Below are 16,142 nucleotides of genomic sequence, written 5' to 3' on the forward strand. Positions count from 1 at the left end.
TTAATATCCCTCTTGTGCATTTGTAATTAATAATGATTTTTCAGCGTCTTTCTTTCCATAGAGCCAAAACATAGCCGGCGTTAAAAAGGTATCTAATAAGGTTGAGCTAATAAGCCCAGAGAAAATTACAACCGCCACAGGATGCAATATCTCCGTTCCCGGCCGTTCCGCCTCAAAAAGCAAAGGCGCTAAAGCGAATGCTGTAACTAACGCTGTCATCAAAACTGGTGACAATCTCTCAATTGAACCTCTTACTATCATTGACTTACTAAATGCCTCACCCTCTAGCCTCATCAGATTTAGGTAGTGGCTTATTTTTAAGATTCCATTTCGCACCGAGATACCAGCTAGCGTGATAAATCCGATGAGGGCGGCAATTGACAGTGGCTGACCAGATAGCCATAAACCAATGACTGCGCCAATCATTGCCAATGGGATGTTGGACATAATCATGAGAGAAAAAAGGGTTGATTTGTACTTTGTATAGAGTACAGCAAACATCATTAGCAATGAGCCAATTGATAAAAATCCAATCAACTTAGAGGCCATTTCTTGAGCGACAAATTGTCCTCCTAACGTAACGAAATAACCTTCGGGCATACGGAAATTATCGACTACAACCCTAATATCTTTTACTACGTCAGATAACGCCCTATTTGATGTATTTGCAGAAATGACAATTCGCCTTTTCCCATCATCCCTGCTAATTTGATTGGGACCATCGCTATCCTCCAAGGAAGCAATCTTTGAAAGCGGTATTCTTCCGAGTGGAGTATCAATTAAAACATCAGACAACCCATCAAGCGTTCGAGAAGTCTCTGGCAATTTCAGCACAAGCCCAAAACGTTTACTTCCCTCGATGATTTGAGAAAGGCGCTCCCCTTCTACTATTGACTGCAATACCTCCATGACTTGAGATGTGGAGACTCCATATTGCGATGCAAGGTCATAATTAATTCGTACTTTAATTTGCGGAGCTAATACTTGCTTTTCAATCTCTAAGTCTACGAGACCTGAAACTCCAGATAATTTTGAGCGTAATAAATCTGCTTGACTGCGCAAAATATCCAAGTCATCACCAAAAATCTTGATGGCAATTTGTGAACGCACTCCTGATAGCATGTGGTCGATTCTGTGTGAGATAGGTTGCCCTATCGCAATCGCAGCAGGTAAGTTCACCAATCTCTTTCGAATGTCATCTTGAATATCAGCCATCGATCTTGTTAATTCTTTTGCAGGCTTAAGTCCCACATCAAGCTCACTAACATGTACGCCTTCCGCGTGCTCATCAAGCTCAGCGCGACCACTCCTTCTGCCAACATAGGTCACCTCAGGGATTTGACGAATAAGTACTTCAGCTTGCCGCGCAATCGCTGAAGATTCGGTTAAGGCAACCCCCGGATTGAGTCTCAAACCTACCAATAATGTCCCTTCATTAAACGGAGGCAAAAAAGCAGTTGGCATTACAAAAATGCTGAGCCCAGAAACGAGAACCAAGGAAGCGGCGTAAACAATATATCTTTTTGGCGCCACCAAAAATCGATTGAGCATTATTTGGTAATGCGATTTAAGCCAAACTAGGATTTTGGTATCTCCATGGCTAGCCTGTTTCATGGCTGGCAATAGGTAATAACTCAATACTGGCGTAACCGTTACCGACACGATCAAAGAGGCCAGCGTAGAAACTATAAACGCTATCCCAAGAGGGGTAAACAATTTACCTTCAATTCCCGAAAGTGCAAATAAGGGAATAAAAACCAATACTATGATGGCAGTTGCGTAGATAATCCCGGTTCTCACTTCAAGTGATGCCATCCGCACTACCTCAATAACGCTGACACGCTCACCTTCTGGCTTATCGGCATTGATTTTCAGTCTGCGAATGATATTTTCAACATCAACAACCGCATCATCCACTAGTCCACCAATAGCAATAGCAAGACCTCCTAAGGTCATAGTGTTAATGGAAAGACCAAAGTATTTAAAAACTAACGCAGTGATTAATATCGATATTGGAATTGCAGTCAATGAAATAAAAACTGGCCTGAATGTACCCAAAAACAGATACAAAATAATTGCTACAAAGATTGAAGCACCAATCAGTTTTCCCTCAAGTGTATTGATAGATGCCTCTATAAATGTAGCCTGCCTAAACGTCATTCTGGGCGCATTCATCCCTTCAGGAAGGCCTTGCTTTAATTGATTCAGTGCATTTTCAATTTTTAAACTCAAATCGATTGTGTCGGCCAATGGTTGCTTTTGAATTCCCAAGATAACTGCGGGACCCCCTTCATAACCAGCGTCACCTCGCTTAACTGCTGGCGCAAATGTAACCTCAGCTATTTGCTTTAGCAAAATTTGCTGACCACCCTTTGTTGTGACTGCCAAGTTTCTCAAATCATCCAAGCTAGAAGTTCTGCCAATGTTACGAATCAGGTATTCCTTGTTATTAACCTCAATGAAGCCCCCAGAAGTATTCGATGAATGCCCCCTAAGAACCCCCTCCAGCTGCGATACCGTCACCCCTAGCTCGGACATTCGCCGCGTATTAGGCTGGACTTGAAATTGACGGACCTGACCTCCGATTGGAATAACCTGAGCAACTCCAGGAATCGCCATTAATCGAGGTCTTAAAACCCAGTCTGCATACTCGCGAACTTGCATTGGAGAAATCTTAGCCTCATCAATTGGTATTGCAATTTGCATAATTTCGCCCATGATGGAGCTGATCGGTCCCATTCGCGGTACAACCCTATCGGGTAACGTGTTTTCCATTGTGCTTAAACGCTCACTCACCATTTGACGGGCTCGATATATATCCGTGCTCCAATTAAAGGTGATGTAGATAAAAGAGAGTCCAGCGCTCGAAATTGATCTCACTGACTCGACACCCGGAAGACCATTCATTACCGTTTCCAATGGAAATGTAATTAATTGCTCAACCTCCTCAGAGGCCATTCCACCAGCTTCAGTCATTACAGTTACGGTTGGCTTATTGAGGTCTGGAAAAACATCTACCGGCATGCTCTGGAGCGCAAATGCTCCGTATGCCATGATGATTAATCCAATCAAGATGACAATCAGACGATTTTTCAAGCTAAAGTTTAATAGCCAGGTAAACATAGTAGCCCTTAGCGAATTTGATTAATTAAGGAAGCTGCGCTACTTACAACCCTATCTTGCGCAGACAATCCTGAAGTGACAACGACATACTTTCCATCGAGCGGCTCATATAAGACTACTTTTGGCTCAAACTCTTCTGGCGACTTCTTAATCCAGACAATGTTTTGATTAGCACCATTTTTAACAATTGCCGAGAATGGAATTTTGAAGCCTTTATATTTGGTCTCAGTACTAACAAACACTCTAAGCGGTTGACCAATAGGAATTCCTAGCAAATCATCATTTTTCCCAGAAAATGTAATGGGAAGTGCGAGCTCTCTCATAGATTGACCTCCGCCCAAATACTGAAGTTCAATAGTTTTTCCAGAATATTCAATGAATCCACCAGATATATTTTTGAGCATAGTGCCGTCATAAGCTAATGCCTCAACCAATAATCGACTTGGATTTACTACCTCGAAAATTAATTGCCTTGCCTCGACCACCTGCCCAGAAACAATGCCCATCGTCGAGATAATCCCCGAAACAGGCGCTCTCAATTCTTCATTGGCAACCGCGGCCTGAGCCTCCTCAATCGTTTTGCGAGGTACGGTATCACTTAACTCCCGCAATCGTTTTAAACGGCTTTCAGCTAAAGAACGGGTACCGCTAGGGCCAGCCTCTGGCGTTACGTAAGCAAGCACATCACCTTTCGTCACACTTTGCCCGGGCAATGGAAATCCTTTAGGTCCTGGTGTGATTCTTCCGGCAACAATCGCTTGAACCTTGCCGCCATAGTTTGGATCCATCATGACCTTGCCTGCCAAATCGAGTGTTTTAGGAAAATCGCCCTCTTGAGTCAATTCAGTCTCAACCTTCAACTGCCTTTGCGCTAACTTGGGTATAAAAAGATTGCCATTGGCTTGCCTTTTGGGAGTGTCAACACTCAGTGCAGCAGTTGAATTCTTTTCATCCCCATGATCAGATCCTGCGTATGACAAACTGAAAAAAAATAGTACGGCCGCAATCAAAATAGGTTTAAATAATGTAATAAAGATAATCATTTGCGATCCTTAATTTGCATAAGTATTTTTTGTATTTTCGGGATGATTTGTCCGCGTTTAGAGTAAAAGCGCCAGGAAATCGCAAGCAGAACCAATACACCGATCGCCAACTTAGCAACCAACCACCAGCTAAATTTTGTAGAGTTGGTGTGTTGATTGACAAACGTAGTTGCAATAATGTCGCTTACATCACCATCAATAATGGTGATAGTTACAGGCACGAGATCACCCTTTAAGTTTTTAGCAAGAGGGCCCTCATAGACATTGCCAGGAGCTTCTTTGAGCTCAATTTTTTGGCCGTCTAGGTCAATATTGACTTGTGCAGCTTTCACAGGTTTGTTGGTTAAAAAATGATCTATGTAGAGTCGAATCAGCTTTTCATCGAAAACACCAACAACCTCATACATATCAGATTCTGCATAAAAACGGGGCAATGCTACCCCAACGGAATTAACTGCTTGACCAGCATCATGATCATGGCCCGGACCAGCAATAACTAAGTTTACAGACGCAGCTGACAGAAAAAGAACTGCGGAAAGTAGAATGAGTTTGCGTTTTAAATAATTCATCGATAAATCCTTATTCCGGTAACAGCCCAAGGGCTTGGCGTAAATTTGAAATGGCCACTGCGTAATTAATTTTTGCAACAGCAGCTTGTCGGCTTGCATCCGATGCCTCTAACTCAATACGCAATCTTGTAGGTAAATCCGTCTCACCAAATCGAAACGACTTTTCAAAAAAAGATCGTGTTTCATTAGCCAATACGGCTCTTTTTTCAGATGAGTCGGCTTTTAGTCGAGCAGTCTTTACCAGCAAAACACTTGACTCAATATTCGAGAGAGTCCTCTCCCTTTCAAGCGCCAACTGCGACTCAGCTTCTACCATTTCAGCAGTTGTTGTTGCTAATTTATTTTGATAGCGAGAATCCGAACCAAACGGAATGCGTATTCCTAGAGTAATGGATTGTTGAAATGGAACACCATAAACATCCCGCCCTCTTGTTGTCAGAAGTTGCAATTCCGGTGTTGATCGCGTTTGCGCTTTAGCTAGTGAAACTGCTTTCTTAGCTACCTCAAGCTGATCAAGTAATGCTGCTACTACTGGTAAATTGAAATCTAGACTCGATAAATTATCCGGAACCTTTGGGATTGGCTCAGCAAGCTGATTTAATAATCCGGTCTTGATAGATTTTTCCACCATACCAACACCCAACAATGAGCGAACCTTTTGCTCTGCATTGATAAAGTTGGCTTGAGCTTCAGCTAGACTTGCTTCTGCATTGGCTAATGCGCCATTAGCTTGATGCAAATCTGCACGCGATAAGTCTCCAGCCCTAAATCTTTTTTCTACATCAAAACTTAGTGCCTTTGCGTTTTGAAATCTACCATTAGCCAAATCTAACTCTACGCTAGATCGTTTATATGACCAGTAAGCATCGCGAACTTCAGCGGCCACTTTCAGTTGAATTAGAAGATACTGAGAAAGCAATCTCTTATATTCAGCATCCGCTAACCCGATAGAATTGGCGCGCTCACCCCACAACCAAAGCGGGATGCCCAGACCCGCAATGGTCTCGCTTGCACCTTGATTGCTATTCGCTCTATCAGTTTTTTGAGCGATCTCAATAGATGCAGGGCTAGCCAAGAAGCTACTTGCAATCTTTTGCTTCGCTAATGCAGCATCCACTCTGAATTGATACGATTTTGACTCAGGCTGACGCTCCCAAGCTATTTCATACAGGGACTTTAATTCGCGCTTATTCAGCTTTGCATCATCGGCATAGGCAAATATTGACCAGAATATCGATGGAATGCAAAGCATCCAAACAGAAAAATTTCGCCACAACGGCATTTTCTCTCGAAACATAACAACTCCATTTGATTTAACAATTGAGAGTTGACGAGAATTTTTTAGTTGAGTTTAGGGATGGTTCTCGCCAACTTAAGCGAGAGGAATCCAATTAGGCTTATATGGCGGAGGGATACTAAGATCGGGGAAATGCAGATCGATAGCTATTACAAAGTGAAGCTTATTTAGATAAAGATAACTTACGCTGGATTCGTTGAAAAAGGACGAGTGGGTTAAATGACATGTTCCGCAATCAGAATCATTAGCTAAATTTGACCCGACCTTTTCTGTGGGCACTTTATGGTCATGCTCATGGTGCCCCGGGTGAGAAATGGTGGACTGCTCATGAAGGCAATAGCTCGCAACTACTGCAAACGACGTTTGCAGCCCAATAAAAAACACAGCAGCGAGAATTATTAATCTTTTCACAGTCTTATTTTTACACACTTCTTTAATTCGTGCACACCTTCCAAAATACATAAAAATAGGCTGATAATTGGCTTTATTGGATTAGGCGGACCAACGGACAATTCATCTGCTGATCCGAATATTTCTTAATATGATACTAGGCAATCATTTCACGATAAGTACAAGAGCCTAGCCTCCCACTATTTACTTTTTGGGCTGATCCATCCATATATAATTTTGTTGCATCATTTGATTCATCATATTTTGTTGCATGCCCATGTATTGTTCCATCATGTATTGGCGTTGCTTTAACTGCTCTGGAGTTAACTTGGAGTAATACGGACTCATTCCATTCCAATCCATCATCGGACCCATCATGTGGCCGCCCATCTTGCCCCCATTGCCACCACAACACCCCATCATTCCCGAGTTCCACATGCCTTGCATCATATTCATATTGCCTTGCATTGTGTTCCAGTGATTCTGTATGAGCTTTTGTCTTTCTTGAGGATCTTTAGTGGCACGAATCTTATCCATCTGCTCTTGCATCTTTTTAAAGTTCTCCTGGATTTGAGCCGCCTGCTTGTCAAACTCTGCAACATCAACATTTTTTTGTTGGGTCTGCGTAGTCCTAGTACCCGTTCCTGCTGATTGCGCTAAAACGGGCGTACTCAATAAAACACCTAAACTTAAACCAGCAATCCATCCTAGCTTTTTCATCATAGCGCTCCTTCTGTTGAATGCTTAATTTTCAAAAACAATCATGTCTGCATATTCCATTGAGATCTTATTTTTGGCGTCTGTCAATCTCGCAAGTTGATAAAAATCACAATTAGCTTGATTTTTTCGATAAATTGATCTGGGATTGCCAGGATTGAGCATGTCCACTAACCCTTAACCGTTGCTTAAAACACTCTAATTACGCAATAGCCGCAATCCGTTAGCCACTACCAACAAGCTAGCCCCCATGTCAGCAAAAACTGCCATCCACATAGTTGCCTGTCCTGTAAAAGTCAGCGCAAAAAATATCGCCTTAATGCCAAGCGCCAAGGTAATGTTTTGATACAAAATATTGGCCGTTGTTTGGGATAACCTAACAAAGCTAGGTATCTTTCTTAAATCATCATCCATTAATGCCACATCTGCTGCCTCAATAGCTGTATCAGTTCCTGCGCTTCCCATGGCAAATCCAATACTTGCCTTTGCTAAAGCTGGCGCATCATTAATGCCGTCACCAACCATGCCAACCTTGCCATCAGGATTTTTGTTTAGTATTTCATCAATGATTTTAAGTTTGTCTTCAGGTAATAAATTGCCCTTAATTACGTCAACACCCACTTCCTGGCCAATAGCCTCTGCCGTATAGACATTATCACCAGTAAGCATCATCGTTCTGATGCTCAAATGATGAAGGTCTTTAATGGCTTGCTTGCTGGTATCCCTCACTGTATCAGCGACTGCTATCAATGCTAATACTTGTGATGAGTTAGTAAGCATCACTACGGTTTTGCCTTGTTGCTCTAACGGAAGTAGTTGAGCTTCAATTTCAGGCGAGCATAAGCCTAGCTCCTCAATCAGGCGGTGATTGCCCAGTTGATAAGTAACCCCTTCAAGAGTGCCTCGAACTCCTCTGCCCAAGATGGCCTCAAACTTATCCACTTCAATTAATGAAAGATTGTTTTCCGCAGCACTATCGGTAATCGCTAAAGATACGGGATGGTCTGAACGGGCCGCTAAGCTGGCAGCAACTTGATGCGTATGCTTGGCCTCACCGCCCAAAATAATTAAATCGGTTTGCTTAGGTTTGCCATAGGTAATCGTTCCTGTCTTATCCAGTGCCAAAACTTTCATATGGCGTCCCATCTCAAGAAAGACGCCGCCCTTTACTAAGATGCCTTTACGTGCGGCAGCAGCCAATCCACTAACAATCGTCACTGGCGTGGAAATGACCAAAGCACATGGGCAAGCAATGACTAACATCACTAACGCTTTATAAATCCAGTCATGCCACGACATACCTAGAGCCAACGGAGGAATGACAGCCACCAATACCGCAATTAAGAAAACAGTTGGCGTATAAATCTTCGCAAACTGATCAACAAATCTCTGTGTTGGGGCACGACTGCCCTGAGCCGCCTCTACCGCATGAATAATTCGGGCAAGCGTAGAGCCTGTTGAGGTTGCTGTCACCTTAAACTGAAAAGAACCTGTTTGATTAATGGTTCCCGCAAAAACAGTATCGCCTTGCACCTTATCAATTGGCAAACTCTCACCCGTTATAGGCGCTTGATTGACTGTTGAATTCCCGCTTATGAGTACGCCATCTAACGCGATACGCTCCCCTGGGCGAACTTGAACGATTGAGCCTAAAGTAATGGATTTGACTGGAGTTGGCAACCAACTGCCATCAGCTTGAAGCACGGTAGCTATCTCTGGCGTTAAATCTAATAAACCACTAATCGCATTACGAGCACGGTCAAGGGACTTAGCCTCAATTACTTCAGCCATTGAAAATAAGAACATCACCATAGCGGCTTCAGGCCAACTACCAATTGCCATCCCACCGGTCACCGCAACCGACATAAGGGCATTGATATTTAGATTGCCATTCTTTAGGGCAATCCAACCCTTTTTATACGTTGTTAGGCCACCACTAGCAATAGAGAATATAACCAAGGCAATCACAAGATACTGACTACTAAGTTGGTTTACCTCAAATGGGAAGAACTCAATTAACTCAGCCAAAGCAGCCGTCACACCAGCGATAGCTAGTGGCCACCAATTTGTTTTGGCTGGCTGTTGATGTCTTGAGCTTTTAGTGGGCGAACCCTCTTCAAGAACCGCTTTCATGCCAACACTCACTAAAGCAGATTGAATTGTCTCAAGCGAATCTAAGTTATGACTTACCGAAAGTTTTCGTTGAATCAAGTTGAAATCTAACCCCGCAATGCCTTCAACCGTAGCTAGCCTCTTTCGGATTAACGCCTCCTCCGTTGGGCAATCCATATTCTCAATATGAAAGACGGCTTTATTCCCACCAACAGATGATGTAGATGGTTGCGGTGTGGCAGGCGAAGAACAGCCGCAAGAAGACTGGCACTGACTCATTTCAATAACCTAACTATTTTTAACATTTGTCTATTAAAAAGCCTATAGTAGCTATAGAGTCAAGAAATTAAAATAGTTAAATAAATGCCATTGAGGTGAACCCAATGAAAATCGGTGAATTAGCCAAAGTTACAGATACTCAAGTAGAAACCATTCGTTTTTATGAACAGGAGGGTTTATTGCCTAAACCCGCTAGAACTGAAGGCAATTTTCGGATTTATGGCCAACAGCACTTACAGCGCCTCACGTTTATTCGACATTGCCGCTCATTGGACATGGCTTTAAATGAAATTAGGCAACTACTTCGTTTTAAGGACTTGCCCAATGAAAACTGCGGCTCTGTTAATAATTTTCTTGATTCCCATATAGAAACCGTAACCAACCGCATAAAAGATTTACGACAACTTGAAAAACAATTAAGAGAGCTAAGGGAGCTATGCCACGCTAATCAAGACTCGGCTCATTGCGGAATTCTGAACGAATTGTCGCAACCTGTGAAATCACTATGAGACAATTTCTCGCCTCATAGTTAGATTATTTCTTATTAAAGAAAAGGTGCTTGACTAAGGCGGCTATTGCCGATAAGGTCGGCGTTATGACTGAAGGTAAAGTAGTTCAATGGGATACCCCTTATGAGCTTTATCACAAGCCCGCCAATCGCTATGTAGCAGACTTTATAGGTCGCGGAGTATTTATTAAAGGTGTTGTGCAGACCAACAACAAAGTCAAAATTGAGTTAGGTGAACTCGAGCTAGACAAAGATTATTCAAAGGATGTTGGTAAAGAAATTGATGTGCTATTGCGTGCGGATGATATTCAACATGATGATCACAGCCCCATGCAGGCTGAAGTTGTCCGTAAAGTCTTCAGAGGTGCAGACTTTTTATACACGCTAAGGCTTGCTTCAGGCGTTGAAGTGCTTGCCTTTGTCCCCAGTCATCATGATCATGCCGCGGCGTGAATGGGCTGGTCGGCTATTGTCAGTAACCAAAACTGACTGAGAAACTTTGAAAATTTGATGGGCAATTGCTGACCCAATATCACCACAACCCTCGATAACAATTAGTGCCATATCAATAAATGATTACATTTGATTAAATCATTATCGAACAAATCAATCAGTATTTTTAACAGATAGTTATTCTTGATTGGAGTATTGAGGTTGACTACATTAAATTAAGGATTAGTTAGTAATAGTCCGGTTTACATATCTCCATTCACGCCACCATCAAGGTGGCTTTTTTGGGACTTTCAAACCTGCCTAGCAGTATCCTAAGCTTCTGATTTTAATCTTTAATTAGATGCTATATTCAAACTAGCCTGTGCTCGCCGAATCTGCTGCCTGGCTCGTTCCGCTTTTACTGCTTGTTGGGCTTGCTTGACTCGCGCTTGCATATTTTTAATGCGTTGTTGATCAGGTGTCAGCGGACGCTGAGGTTTAATTTCCGCAATCCGCATCAGTGCCCCACCTGCTGCGGAACTTGCAATACATTCGCAGCACCAAATTGCGCTTGCAGAATTTTTGTAGCCTCCAAGCTGGTCTTAGCCATGACCATGGTTTGCACCACCATCCCCGAAGCTCGTACTAGGCATTGAAACTGTTTCATATGAGTATTTAGCGCTGACTAAGAAAACCGTCCTGATAAAGGACGCTGGTTAGCGTCGAAAGCCACTACGCAGACTTTGGCTGGCTAATTCAATCTGAGAATCCAACTCCCCTGCCTCAACAGCGGTTTTGATGACCTCCAAGGTTTTGATGAGATCGGCGGCACTGGCGACCTCAATGCTGCTCATGCCTTTGGCCAGTTCCAAGGTATAGCTACCATAGCGAATGGCGATGCAGACTTTTCCAGCCTCACTTTGAAACCACCAGGGTTTAATCCTTTTGGGCACTTCCACCTGTTTCTTCACACCGGATTCGGGATCTCGAACGCTTCTAAATTTATGGATCACAAACGGAGTGCCATCGATCTGGCTTTTGGCCAACTGGATCTGCTCCCAGAGTTTGGCTGCCAACTTGTTCCTGCGAACTACGATCACCGGCATATGGCGGGGCTTTTTGTCTGCTACTAGTTTTAATTCACTTATTACAGTCATCATGTTCTCCTCTTTTAAGGTACTTGCAATAAGTGTGTGATCGATTGATGTTTTGGACGACCTCTTTTTGGTCGATGGGCTGATTTGGCTCATTTTGGATGGGAAAAATACGGTTTTTATTAGCAAGAGATAAATATTTACGAGTCGCAAAGTGAGTTGCTATATGAGTTGCAATGAGAGGCGTATGTGAAATGGTTGCTAGATGCGGCAGTTGGGTGCAATTGGGGACAAATGAGTAGTTCTGAACTCAATACCCGCATCCAGTGCAACAGCAACCAGTTCTTGGATCTGCCTCTCTTGGTAACTCAGGCAACACTGCGACTTCTTTCAAACATAAAGGAGATTAAAAATGAAAGAAATTACCGCTCGCTTATGGGATAACCCCAAATTTGGAACCACCTATGGCAAAGGCCAATATCGCCGAGCCATCTACAACGGCACTTTGGAGGTGAGCCAACCCCGCAGTAAATATTTAGTAGATTTTGAGGAGATCGAGACCTGGTTTCACACAGCCAAAGCGCCAGTGCATGTGGGCATGACACAACGCTTGGATGAATTGCCCGTCAATGAATCCGGTGTGCTCATGAGCTGGATCTATCGCTATGAACTATCCAATAAGATTCCGGTACGCGGCTATGCGGCCTTGGATCTCAATCACCACCGCTTGATTATCGAGATCGAAGATACCGATACCCAAATCCATGAATCGTGGAACTTGGCTGTGCGCTCATGCATAGCGAGAACCCCCGGAAAACCCACTCCCACGCTGATCGCTACCAACGCTACGTTGCTAGATTCGCCTCAAAATCCCTCTACAAACGGTGCTTTTACCGGAGTGAATGCGCGAGCACTTGAGGAACTAACGCACCGCGTACAAAGCTGATTTGAAGCATTACTGCACAAATGCCCAAAATCGTCGTCTTTTCGCCACGAAAAACGGGGTTTTGGGCTAAATACTGATAGAGAAATACAGGTTAAGAAAAGTAGAGGATTCTTAATCTGTAATGCTAAGTCATTGATTCTTGGAAGGACTTTTTTGTCGGGCGATTTGGCTATTAGCGACAAATTCCGGTCGACCTTTTATTGATAAGAAAACATACTGTAAACACACTTTTTATTTATGAAAGGACTACCAAAATGGCACAAGCCAAAACCCTAACCAGCCAAGAACTCGAGCAAGTATTTGCGTATGTAGATAAGAATCGATACGCGGAACGCAATCGCGCAATTCTAGCCATGAGCTTTTACGCAGGACTGCGTGTGGCCGAGATCGCCAGCCTTCGTATGGGCGATGTCTTAAATCTCGATGGCACGATCAAGAGCGAAATCCGCCTAAGTGCAGCGCAGACCAAGGGCAAACATCCGAGAACCGTGTTTGTATCGCAGCGCTTACGGGCTGAACTGGAACGCTACATTACTACACGCCATGTCAAGAACGCTGATGTGCCCTTCTTCCATACTGAGAATCGCTTGGGATTTACCCCAAATGGTCTTTGTGTCTGGTTCTTTCAGCTGTACAAGAATGCCGGGATCAGTGGCGGCAGCAGTCATTCAGGAAGAAAATTCTTCATCACCACTTTGGCCAACAAAGGCATTGGTGTACGAATCTTGGCCAGCTTGGCAGGTCATAAGAATATTTCGGTTACTCAGCGATACATTGATGTCAACGATGAGCAGAAGCGGAACGCCGTTGAGTTAATTTAATTTCTTCTTTCTGCCTTTGACCAATTTAGATGGGTCTATGAATTTCATGTAATTGTCTCCATTTCTTTCAGCATCACGCATTGTAGAAAAGAGGTTTTTGTAAAAATTTACATAGAATTTATTTAAAAATCGGTAATCAAAAGCTAAGCCAGTATCAATTTTATCTAAGCTGGGAAAATTGCCCCTAGCCGCATTCTCAGCAATCCAATACGCTTCCTTCAAAGTCTTGCTGGTTAAGATATTGAGATAAATTTTATTATCTTCTGAATCAGGAGTTTGCTCCAGATCCTCTTGTGAAAAGTTTTTAAATTTTTTGCTCAAATTGCAGAATAAAGCTAATGTCCAATTCTGCTCTTTTTTTACCTTATTCAAAAAGAACTCAGCTTTAGCTGTAACAATGTAATGTCTGAGATGCAACGAATGAGCGGTAATTTTATTATTCAGCAATCTTACACCATCAAATTCAACTTTATCATGTTGAACTTTTATGCGATCCACTAACTCGGTAAATTGCTTTATTAACTCATCCTTGCTAAGTCTAGTATCGATAGTAAATGCTAAATTTGTGCCGCCAGCCCTTTCAAAAATTTTGCAACCAACGTCGTTCCACCAAAAAATGTAATTAGAATCAAATACATTTCCAAATTTTTTAAAATTTTCCAATACCAAATCAAAGTCTTTTGGTGTTGCTTCAGAATTAATTTCTAGCCCTTTTATTAATTTTTTATAAGCCAATTGATAACTAGGGCTAATTTGCAAAAATTTATAGAAGAAATCATGCCTAAAGGTGCCATATTGGCCAATTTCTTTCCAGCCCTCACCAAAAGGTTGTAGTTTTTTCATAATTTTGCTTATACAAATTGGCTACATATCCATTTTATATAAGTGCATTCATTGAATGTTAAGAGCCAAATTACACCATCAACTACACCGCTCTTTAACAACTTGTTTACTTCATGACTGTTTGTCGGGTTTCCCGACTTTGGTGGTTTCTTGGTTTTAAAGAAACCGTTTTTTCTTATTGATTAAGGAGGATCCTATGGATCAAACCCTGGAAGTACCTAAAGTGGCCACCGATACCACTCCCAAACTGTCGGTACGAGTTGGTGATAAGACCAAGCATGAAATCAAGACTGCTTTTGACGGTCTGATTTCTGAACGCAAAAGCTGGGAGCAAAACGAGTACGCTCGTAGCAACCAGAAGCTATATGAGATTTTCCAAAAATGCTACGCCCTCTATTTGGAGATGAAAGGCGTAACCGCGGAGAAGCTCGCACTCAAGCGAGCATTTAACGCCTATTGCACGGATAACGGGGTCACATACAAAGACTCGACGCATTTGATGGTCAAAATCTGCCGCGTGGTATTTGGCAGTAATGATCGTCGCAGGATATCTGCTTATGCAACGGCTCTACGAATTGCGGACGAACAGCTGGTTCCATCGTCTGGAATTCCAGAGTACTTTCGCAATGCCGGTGGCTTTGAAGAGGTTCGACGCACAAAGAGCCCCAACGGCCTCACTCTTGAAGCCAAAAAGACTCAAGGTTTGGCATTAATGAGTGCTCCCAGCCTGGGCATGCTTCACAACGACAGCTTGAATGCGGTGTTTGATGAGGCGGCCTATGAGGGTGCGGTGCTATTGATGTCAACCCGTGAGCCCGATGGTAGCTTTCAGATCAAGTATGTGTTGCAAAACGGTAGCCTCATTACCAACGCTTTGGTGCATTTGGTCACGCTCGATAAAGAGCAACAAGCCAAGCGCAAAGCTGAGCAAGAGGCTGCTAATGATGCAAGTGTGCGGGATCAGGCAGTTCAACAGGCAGTCAATGCCTAATTAACCGCGGTGTAACTGTAGGTCATGGAGTAAGCAAGTTAGCCATACAAAGGAGAAAACTATGGCACTTGTAATACCAAAACCGGTCAAGCCGGATGATTTTGTCCTCCAAAAGGTCACTCGTGATCGCTTGGAGTACCTGATCGATGGCACTATTAACTTTCCAGCCAATGGGGTCTGCGGAATCATTCTGTATGGCCTTTATGGGACTGGCAAAACGACCATGGCTGAACTACTGCCAGGATGGCTGGAAACCGCAAAAATCACTGATTTTCTTCAGTCAGGAACCGCTGGTCAAATTGTAGATACCACCCAACCCTACTATCAATACCTGGCTTGTGCGCAAGGGCAAAACGGTACACAGATGATCACTCAAATCCAATCCAGTGCATCGTTTGTAAGTTTGAACACTAGCAATTTGCACTATGTGATCTTGGATGAGTTTGATCTTTTGACTACTGCTGCCATTGCTTCGCTTAAGTCCATCATGAATCGCAAGGATGTGGTGTTTATTTTTACCACCAACAATCTCGACAAGATTGACAAGGGAGTTTTAAACCGCTCAATTTTGCTAGATCTCAATGCAGCACCAACACCTGATTGGGTTGCCAAGATTAACAGTATCTATCAAAGCAACGGGTTAAGCATTCCTGCCAGCTCGGCTATTGCTGGAATTGTTGCAGCTGGAAAAGGATCGGCTAGAACCATCTTTACCGATCTTGATATAGCTGAATCCAAGCGAAACAAGACGGCCCCTCAACCTGAATCGACGAATATCAATTGAAAGGATTTTTTATGTCAAAGAAAATAAAAAACAATGTGGTTTGGGTTGATTTCAAATCCAAGCGTGCGTATGACCTGAGCCGATTAGGTCATCCTGAAGTATCCAAACAACCGGTACCTTATCTTTGCAAGCCACGGAATGCTATCCAAGCTAGGAAAGATGGGGCTCAAGAAATTCCGCGAAAGGAAATCCA

Annotated in this window: 15 protein-coding genes; 6 read left to right on the forward strand and 9 right to left on the reverse strand. The window is 43.0% G+C overall.

All coding sequences use genetic code 11. The features are described 5' to 3' along the window. From QUE60_RS05635 to QUE60_RS05660, 6 genes are all read right to left on the reverse strand, one after another. Nucleotides 1–3,123 (reverse strand): efflux RND transporter permease subunit, encoded by a 3,123-nt coding sequence (locus QUE60_RS05635; RefSeq protein WP_286226362.1) that lies wholly within the window; start codon nt 3,121–3,123, stop codon nt 1–3. A gap of 8 nt (nt 3,124–3,131) precedes the next feature. Beyond that, nucleotides 3,132–4,166, reverse strand: coding sequence for an efflux RND transporter periplasmic adaptor subunit (locus QUE60_RS05640; RefSeq protein WP_286226363.1), 1,035 nt, complete (start codon nt 4,164–4,166; stop codon nt 3,132–3,134). Beyond that, a complete protein-coding gene (locus tag QUE60_RS05645; protein WP_286227520.1) occupies nt 4,163–4,834 on the reverse strand; it encodes a hypothetical protein in 672 nt (223 codons plus the stop codon). Before QUE60_RS05645 ends, QUE60_RS05640 begins: the two co-directional genes overlap by 4 nt. Next, on the reverse strand, nt 4,746–6,032 hold the full coding sequence (locus QUE60_RS05650) for a TolC family protein (RefSeq protein ID WP_286226364.1): 1,287 nt from the start codon (nt 6,030–6,032) through the stop codon (nt 4,746–4,748). Before QUE60_RS05650 ends, QUE60_RS05645 begins: the two co-directional genes overlap by 89 nt. A gap of 594 nt (nt 6,033–6,626) precedes the next feature. Beyond that, nucleotides 6,627–7,142: a hypothetical protein gene (locus tag QUE60_RS05655; protein ID WP_286227493.1), complete on the reverse strand. Its 516-nt coding sequence runs from the start codon at nt 7,140–7,142 to the stop codon at nt 6,627–6,629. Between the two features lie 195 nt (nt 7,143–7,337). Further along, complete coding sequence (locus tag QUE60_RS05660; protein WP_286226365.1) at nt 7,338–9,530, reverse strand: heavy metal translocating P-type ATPase; 2,193 nt, start codon at nt 9,528–9,530, stop codon at nt 7,338–7,340. Nucleotides 9,531–9,634: 104 nt separating this feature from the next. Here QUE60_RS05660 and cadR point away from each other — a divergent pair, with 104 nt between their 5' ends. Next, nucleotides 9,635–10,039, forward strand: coding sequence for a Cd(II)/Pb(II)-responsive transcriptional regulator (cadR, locus tag QUE60_RS05665; protein WP_286226366.1), 405 nt, complete (start codon nt 9,635–9,637; stop codon nt 10,037–10,039). Nucleotides 10,040–10,089: 50 nt separating this feature from the next. Continuing rightward, nucleotides 10,090–10,491 (forward strand): TOBE domain-containing protein, encoded by a 402-nt coding sequence (locus QUE60_RS05670; RefSeq protein WP_286226367.1) that lies wholly within the window; start codon nt 10,090–10,092, stop codon nt 10,489–10,491. Between the two features lie 496 nt (nt 10,492–10,987). On the opposite strand, the gene QUE60_RS05675 is transcribed toward QUE60_RS05670, so the two are convergent. Together QUE60_RS05675 and QUE60_RS05680 are read right to left on the reverse strand one after the other, a co-directional pair. Then, on the reverse strand, nt 10,988–11,137 hold the full coding sequence (locus QUE60_RS05675) for a hypothetical protein (RefSeq protein ID WP_286226368.1): 150 nt from the start codon (nt 11,135–11,137) through the stop codon (nt 10,988–10,990). A 49-nt stretch (nt 11,138–11,186) separates the two neighbouring features. Then, a complete protein-coding gene (locus QUE60_RS05680; protein WP_353506030.1) occupies nt 11,187–11,630 on the reverse strand; it encodes a DUF6641 family protein in 444 nt (147 codons plus the stop codon). 346 nt (nt 11,631–11,976) lie between these two features. Between QUE60_RS05680 and QUE60_RS05685 the strand changes: the two genes are divergently transcribed. Together QUE60_RS05685 and QUE60_RS05690 are read left to right on the forward strand one after the other, a co-directional pair. After that, a complete protein-coding gene (locus QUE60_RS05685; protein WP_286226369.1) occupies nt 11,977–12,510 on the forward strand; it encodes a hypothetical protein in 534 nt (177 codons plus the stop codon). 254 nt (nt 12,511–12,764) lie between these two features. Next, complete coding sequence (locus QUE60_RS05690; protein WP_286226370.1) at nt 12,765–13,331, forward strand: tyrosine-type recombinase/integrase; 567 nt, start codon at nt 12,765–12,767, stop codon at nt 13,329–13,331. Here QUE60_RS05690 and QUE60_RS05695 read toward each other — a convergent pair. Beyond that, nucleotides 13,323–14,174 (reverse strand): hypothetical protein, encoded by an 852-nt coding sequence (locus QUE60_RS05695; protein ID WP_286226371.1) that lies wholly within the window; start codon nt 14,172–14,174, stop codon nt 13,323–13,325. The genes QUE60_RS05690 and QUE60_RS05695 overlap by 9 nt on opposite strands. A gap of 196 nt (nt 14,175–14,370) precedes the next feature. Here QUE60_RS05695 and QUE60_RS05700 point away from each other — a divergent pair, with 196 nt between their 5' ends. Both QUE60_RS05700 and QUE60_RS05705 read left to right on the forward strand, forming a co-directional pair. Beyond that, complete coding sequence (locus tag QUE60_RS05700) at nt 14,371–15,165, forward strand: hypothetical protein (protein ID WP_286226372.1); 795 nt, start codon at nt 14,371–14,373, stop codon at nt 15,163–15,165. A gap of 61 nt (nt 15,166–15,226) precedes the next feature. Beyond that, nucleotides 15,227–15,949 (forward strand): AAA family ATPase, encoded by a 723-nt coding sequence (locus QUE60_RS05705; protein WP_286226373.1) that lies wholly within the window; start codon nt 15,227–15,229, stop codon nt 15,947–15,949. Nucleotides 15,950–16,142 lie beyond the last annotated feature (193 nt).

Source organism: Polynucleobacter sp. HIN11 (assembly GCF_030297675.1).
Taxonomy (GTDB): domain Bacteria; phylum Pseudomonadota; class Gammaproteobacteria; order Burkholderiales; family Burkholderiaceae; genus Polynucleobacter.

Excerpts from the sequence above, each read along its gene's own strand:
- QUE60_RS05690 (WP_286226370.1), top strand. The coding sequence starts at position 12,765 with ATGGCACAAGCCAAAACCCTAACCAGCCAAGAACTCGAGCAAGTATTT.
- QUE60_RS05660 (WP_286226365.1), bottom strand. The coding sequence starts at position 9,530 with ATGAGTCAGTGCCAGTCTTCTTGCGGCTGTTCTTCGCCTGCCACACCG.
- QUE60_RS05705 (WP_286226373.1), top strand. The coding sequence starts at position 15,227 with ATGGCACTTGTAATACCAAAACCGGTCAAGCCGGATGATTTTGTCCTC.
- QUE60_RS05645 (WP_286227520.1), bottom strand. The coding sequence starts at position 4,834 with ATGCAAGCCGACAAGCTGCTGTTGCAAAAATTAATTACGCAGTGGCCA.
- QUE60_RS05700 (WP_286226372.1), top strand. The coding sequence starts at position 14,371 with ATGGATCAAACCCTGGAAGTACCTAAAGTGGCCACCGATACCACTCCC.
- QUE60_RS05635 (WP_286226362.1), bottom strand. The coding sequence starts at position 3,123 with ATGTTTACCTGGCTATTAAACTTTAGCTTGAAAAATCGTCTGATTGTC.
- QUE60_RS05680 (WP_353506030.1), bottom strand. The coding sequence starts at position 11,630 with ATGATGACTGTAATAAGTGAATTAAAACTAGTAGCAGACAAAAAGCCC.
- QUE60_RS05685 (WP_286226369.1), top strand. The coding sequence starts at position 11,977 with ATGAAAGAAATTACCGCTCGCTTATGGGATAACCCCAAATTTGGAACC.
- QUE60_RS05650 (WP_286226364.1), bottom strand. The coding sequence starts at position 6,032 with ATGTTTCGAGAGAAAATGCCGTTGTGGCGAAATTTTTCTGTTTGGATG.
- QUE60_RS05655 (WP_286227493.1), bottom strand. The coding sequence starts at position 7,142 with ATGAAAAAGCTAGGATGGATTGCTGGTTTAAGTTTAGGTGTTTTATTG.
- QUE60_RS05695 (WP_286226371.1), bottom strand. The coding sequence starts at position 14,174 with ATGAAAAAACTACAACCTTTTGGTGAGGGCTGGAAAGAAATTGGCCAA.
- cadR (WP_286226366.1), top strand. The coding sequence starts at position 9,635 with ATGAAAATCGGTGAATTAGCCAAAGTTACAGATACTCAAGTAGAAACC.
- QUE60_RS05675 (WP_286226368.1), bottom strand. The coding sequence starts at position 11,137 with ATGAAACAGTTTCAATGCCTAGTACGAGCTTCGGGGATGGTGGTGCAA.
- QUE60_RS05640 (WP_286226363.1), bottom strand. The coding sequence starts at position 4,166 with ATGATTATCTTTATTACATTATTTAAACCTATTTTGATTGCGGCCGTA.